This is a genomic window from Exiguobacterium sp. A1_3_1 (genome assembly GCF_048985645.1).
In the GTDB taxonomy this organism is placed as follows: Bacteria; Bacillota; Bacilli; order Exiguobacteriales; family Exiguobacteriaceae; genus Exiguobacterium_A; species Exiguobacterium_A indicum.
On the sequence record NZ_WBYY01000195.1, the window covers coordinates 1 to 5,663 of the forward strand.

Sequence of the window (5,663 nt, forward strand, 5' to 3'; positions counted from 1 at the left end):
TGGGCTCGGAGATGTGTATAAGAGACAGGTCCGGTGCAATGTAGCAATGTCTTTCAAACTTCTTCCTCCTCTAATTGTTTCAAAGCCGCTTCCCATTCTGCCCGCGTGATCCGGATTGATGCGACGCGTTTGACAAGTTGTTTGGCATTTGGTTCACCAATCGCAAGAATCTGACCGAGACGACGACGGCGGATCGAGGCTGCTGGTCCACCAATCAAATCAGCTGCCAGAATCATCTCACGTGTCACTTCAGCAACCGGTGCTTCTTCCGTCTCATAGACAGCAGCGAGCGCTTCTTCGATTGCGGCAGGTGAGGCATGCTCCACACCGATTTTGCCTCGCTTGTCTTTTGCTTGAGCACGCGGAAGATAAGCATGTTTACAGCCTGGTACGCGTTCATTGATTCGAGCACGGATACGATCTCCTGGAAAATCAGGATCCGTGAAAATGATGACACCGCGCCGTTCCAGCGCCTTCTCGATGCGTTGCATCGTTTGTTCGTTGACGGCTGAGCCGTTCGTTTCAATTGTATCGACATCAAAGACTTCTTGTAATCGTGTCGTATCATCCCGTCCTTCGACGACGATGACTTCTTTTAAGCGTTTCCGCATGATCTCTCCACCTTCTTCAAACACTCTCGTAATTGTACCTGTTTCCACGAAAAAAACAAGGAAGCGTCACGTGTCCGCTTCCGTTGCACTAGGAATGACCCAGACTTGCAGTTGTTTTCGACCGAACGTCTTCGCTTTTTGTTCTCCGTCGACCAAGACATCAATCTTATTGCCTTTGATGGCGCCACCGGTATCGAGGGCGATCGCAAGCCCCACTCCTTTGACGTAGACCTTCGTACCAAGCGGAATGACCTTCGGATCAACCGCGATAATCGGCATCCCTTGATAGGTGATCGTATCTGTCACGTCATACCCGGTCGCTGTCAAGGCGCGACCGTTATACAAACGACTGCCGTTTGAAGCTGGATCGTTCGTATACGCTGTCGCTTCGACCATCAAGCTCTTCGCACTTGCAAAATCAAGATCCGTATCGGCCTTCGGTGTTTCAGCTAACGGATTCGTCGCCTGTTCTTCGTTGAAGACAGGCGCTTCGACGGGTGTCTCGACCGGTTTGGTTCCGACTTTGACGACTTGTTTGACGGGTGTCTGCGTCACTTGATCACCAATCAGTTTTTTCTCTTTGCTCAAACCGTTAGCAAGCGTCAATTGATACTTTTTCGTTCGGACACCTGGACGACCAGATGCCGTCACGAGTTGTTCGCCTTCCGGTAAAGTTGGGTCCTCGACTTCTTCGATTTCAAACGGAACGAGCTGTTCCTGCGTCAACGTTGCACGACGTGTCGTGTTGACCGTAATCAACGTCCCTTCCGTCACGCGGGTGTCGGGATCTGGAGCGACCCGATCTTCTTTTTGCAAGCGAATTCCTTCTCGCGCTAACAATTCCCGGACCGACGTCTCATATGTGTAGAGTTGTCGGGCTTTTCCACCGACGACAAGATCAACAGGAAAAGCTTCTCGGTATCGCACCGTCATACCACTCTTCAGAACAGCGTCAGAGGACGGATAGATATCATCCGTCTCCGCTTTCTTGATACCACGTTCTGCCAGCAAATCCTTCACTTGGCGCGCCTGCGTCCGAACACGACGGGATTCACCATAGCCCATGATCAGTGTGATCTCTTTCGCACGCTGAATGACGATCAACCGTTTTTCTGGTAAATCAGCACTGAGCGCTGGTTCGATGATGTCATTCGTTCGCGTCGTGATGCCTGCTTCTTTAAGTACGCCATAAACGGAATCGGCTGTCGTTTCAATTTGCTGCTCTTGTCCATCAATCAAGACGGTCACGGTTTGTGGATGATCCATCATTCCATAGATGAGTGCAGCAACAAGTAAGAGGCTGAATCCAATCGTAGTAAACGTCAACGAACGCATCATGGCAAGCGGAAGATCCGTTTGGCATTTTCGGTCGTTGCTGCTTCCACGTCGGCATACATCATGCCACGGAGCTGCGCAATCTCTTCAGCGACGAACCGGACGTAAGCGGGTTCGTTGCGTTTCCCGCGGTGTGGCGTCGGTGTCAGATACGGACAATCCGTCTCGACGAGTAGACGATCGAGCGGGACTTCCTGCGCAACACGCTTCGGCATCTTCGCATTCTTGAACGTGACGGGACCTCCGAGTGAAATATAGAAGTTCATCGCCAGGCAGCGTGGTAATAATTCAGCACTCATGCTGTAGCTATGCAGAATCCCACCGACTTCTTTCGCATCTTCTTCTTCAAGAATCCGTAATGTATCTTCTGTCGCTTCCCGGTTATGGATGACGATCGGCTTCTTTTTCTGCTTCGCAAGCCGGATTTGTTTACGAAAAGCTTCCTGCTGCACATCTTTCGGTGACGTATCCCAGTGATAGTCGAGTCCGATTTCTCCAAGCGCAACGACTTTTTCGTGATCCATCAACCGTTCGACCTTTTGGTACGCTTCCTCATCAAAATCAATCGAGTCGACGGGATGCCACCCGATGACCGCATAAAGATCATCGTACGCTTCGACGAGTTCCATCGCACGATCAATCGTCTTATGATCAAATCCGACGACGATCATCGGTGAGACACCGTTCGCGCGTGCCCGCTCAATCGTCTCATGGACGTCGTCCGCGAATTGGTCTGCATTTAAGTGAGTGTGTGTATCGATTAACATAGCTGTTCGACTCCTTCTTTAAAAAAATGCCTGTGACATGGAGTCCACAGGCATCGGTTTTATTTTACGCTTGCGCCGTTCGCCATCGTTGACGGAACCGTCGCCAGTTCAAGTTTTCCTGCTTTTTCAGCAGCAAGGACCATTCCTTGTGAGAGTTCGCCACGTAACGTGACCGGTTTTAAGTTCGCCACGACGATGACTTTTCGTCCGACTAAATCTTCCGGCTCATACCACTGAGCGATACCAGAGACGATTTGGCGTGTTTCTTTACCCATATCGACTTGTAACTTCAATAGTTTTTTCGCCTTTTTGATTTTTTCAGCCGTCACGACTTCACCGACACGGAGTTCGATTTGGTCAAAGACATCGATTGTCGTTTCTGGACGAATATCTTCGTCTTCTTCTTCAACTTCCTCTTCCTCAACACGTGCTGCAGAAGCTTGGCGCATCATGTCGACGATTGCTTCGACTTCTTCTTTGACGTCGAGACGTGGGAAGATCGGTGTCGCTGTATCGACTTTTGTTCCTGGTGTGATATCTGCGAATTTCTCGAGCGCTGCCCAGTCCATCGCTTGTCCAGAGAGACCCAGTTGCGCGAAGATCTCTTTTGGTGAACGCGTCATGAACGGTTGCAACATGATCGCCACGTGACGCAAGACGCCAACGAGATGCACCATGACAGAACCGAGTTCCGCCGTTTTGGATTCGTCTTTTGCAAGCACCCACGGTTGTGTCTCATCGATGTATTTGTTGGCACGGCTGATCAATTGCCAAATGTTCGACAGTACGACAGAGAATTCCATGTGTTCCATCGATGCTTCGACTTTCGTGACCGTTTCTTTTGCAAGATCCGACAGTGTCGCATCAAACGGTGTCACGTTACCTGTATAGGCTGGGATCTCACCATCAAAGTATTTCGTGACCATCGCGATCGTCCGGTTGAGTAAGTTCCCGAGATCGTTCGCCAAATCGTAGTTCATCCGCTCAACGAATGCTTCAGGTGTGAACATACCGTCCGAACCGAATGGCACTTCCCGTAAGAGGTAATAACGAAGGGCGTCGAGACCGTAGCGATCCGTCAACGGAATCGGATCGACGACGTTTCCTTTTGATTTCGACATTTTTCCGTCTTTCATCAACAACCAACCATGTGCGAAGACTTTCTTCGGTAATGGGAGGTCAAGCGCCATCAAGAGTGCCGGCCAGATGATCGTGTGGAAACGAACGATTTCTTTTCCGACGAGATGGACATCTGCTGGCCAGTACTTATCGAAGTTACCGTGATCGTCCGTACCGTAACCGAGTGACGAGATGTAATTCGTCAACGCATCGATCCAGACGTAGACGACGTGTTTTGGATTCGACGGGACTTGTACACCCCAGTTGAATGTCGTCCGTGAGACCGCTAAGTCTTGAAGACCTGGTTTAATGAAGTTATTGATCATTTCGTGTTTACGTGATTCTGGCAAGATGAATGACGGATTCGCCTCAAAGTACTCAAGCAGACGGTCCGCGTACTTACTGATCCGGAAGAAGTAACATTCTTCGCGAACGAGCTCGACCGGGTGTCCACTGTCAGGGCTCTTCCCGTCGACGAGTTGTGATTCCGTATAGTACGTCTCATCCGGAATCGAATACCAACCTTCGTATTCACCTAAATAGATATCGCCTGATTCAAGAAGTGTCTCGAACACTTTTTCGACGACTTTCTTGTGACGTGGTTCTGTCGTCCGGATATAATCATCGTACGAAATGTCGAGACGATCCCATAAGACTTTAATCTGTTCGACGACACCGTCGACGAATGCCTGTTCCGAAATCCCTGCTTCTGCTGCTTTTTCCTGGATCTTTTGACCATGCTCATCGCTACCAGTCAAATACCGGACATCAAATCCTTGAAGTCGTTTGTACCGTGCCATCGCATCTCCAGCCACCGTCGTGTACGCGTGACCGATATGTAGTTTTGCACTTGGGTAATAAATCGGGGTCGTGATATAAAATGTCTTTGCCATGTTATTCCTCCGTTCTCTGATTTCCATCTTCATTATAGGCTATTATACGCTGTTACGGGACTGATGTCGAAACTCACTTTTTGTCGAATCAAAACATTTTTTGACATCAGACATCAAATTACAAAAAAACACACTCTATAGTTTCATTTCCTTTAAAAAGGGAAAATGTATTAATAAATCGTTTCAAATATGGTGTTTTTGAGAAATAAATGACATTTTGATTTCAAGCTATTCAGATTGGTTGACTACTTTTGGAAAGTCTAGTATTCTACATTCTATAGAAACGATGTCGAATTTTGACGATTTTTCAAAAGAAAAAGAGATCCATGACATCAAAGGAGGAACAACAAAATGAAATCAACAGGTATTGTACGTAAGGTAGACGAGCTCGGTCGTGTCGTAATTCCAATCGAATTACGCCGTACACTTCAAATTGCAGAAAAGGATGCCCTCGAGATCTATGTCGACAACGAACAGATCATCCTTAAAAAATATAAACCAAACATGACTTGCCAAGTAACAGGAGAAGTATCAGAAGATAACTTCAAATTGGCTGATGGTAAATTGATTCTTTCACCAGATGGCGCACAACGCGTTCTCGTTGAATTAAAAGATTTCCTCGATCGTCATTACGCAAGCAACGAGTAAACAAAAAAGGAAGCTCCTGACGGGGCTTCCTTTTTTTAATCTGCTTCGTGAAACGCAAGATACAGCTCCTGACGATCCAGTCCCCGTTCCTTGGCGACACGCTTCAACGCTGCATTCGGCTTTTCGCCTTCTTCGATATACCGACGGATTTGCTCGAGTGGATCACTGTCTTGAATGACCGCATCAGGTCGTTCTTCATTTGACCCTTCGACAAGAACGACGAACTCACCTCGAACGTCTTCTGCTGCCCAAGCACGTAATTCACTCACGCTCCCCCGAATGTATTCCTC

Annotated in this window: 5 protein-coding genes and 1 pseudogene; 1 reads left to right on the plus strand and 5 read right to left on the minus strand. The window is 48.2% G+C overall.

The features are described from left to right. Positions 1-53: 53 nt before the first annotated feature. From rnmV to metG, 4 genes are all read right to left on the minus strand, one after another. Positions 54-611 carry a ribonuclease M5 gene (gene rnmV / locus F8N00_RS15750; protein WP_023466539.1) on the minus strand — a complete coding sequence of 186 codons (558 nt, stop codon included), beginning with the start codon at positions 609-611 and terminating at the stop codon, positions 54-56. Between the two features lie 66 nt (positions 612-677). Further along, entirely contained in the window at positions 678-1,949 is a 1,272-nt protein-coding gene (locus F8N00_RS15755) for a 3D domain-containing protein (protein WP_075643144.1), read from the minus strand. Beyond that, positions 1,946-2,713: a TatD family hydrolase gene (locus F8N00_RS15760; protein ID WP_075643145.1), complete on the minus strand. Its 768-nt coding sequence runs from the start codon at positions 2,711-2,713 to the stop codon at positions 1,946-1,948. The genes F8N00_RS15755 and F8N00_RS15760 overlap by 4 nt, the downstream gene beginning before the upstream one ends. A 59-nt stretch (positions 2,714-2,772) precedes the next feature. Beyond that, on the minus strand, positions 2,773-4,752 hold the full coding sequence (gene metG, locus F8N00_RS15765) for a methionine--tRNA ligase (RefSeq protein ID WP_276327342.1): 1,980 nt from the start codon (positions 4,750-4,752) through the stop codon (positions 2,773-2,775). Between the two features lie 324 nt (positions 4,753-5,076). Here metG and F8N00_RS15770 point away from each other — a divergent pair, with 324 nt between their 5' ends. Next, the gene (locus tag F8N00_RS15770; RefSeq protein ID WP_023466531.1) at positions 5,077-5,373 is read left to right on the plus strand and encodes an AbrB/MazE/SpoVT family DNA-binding domain-containing protein; all 297 of its coding nucleotides are present in this window, start codon (positions 5,077-5,079) and stop codon (positions 5,371-5,373) included. A gap of 35 nt (positions 5,374-5,408) precedes the next feature. Here F8N00_RS15770 and F8N00_RS15775 read toward each other — a convergent pair. After that, positions 5,409-5,663: pseudogene (locus F8N00_RS15775) on the minus strand (rRNA (cytidine-2'-O-)-methyltransferase); the annotation flags it as partial.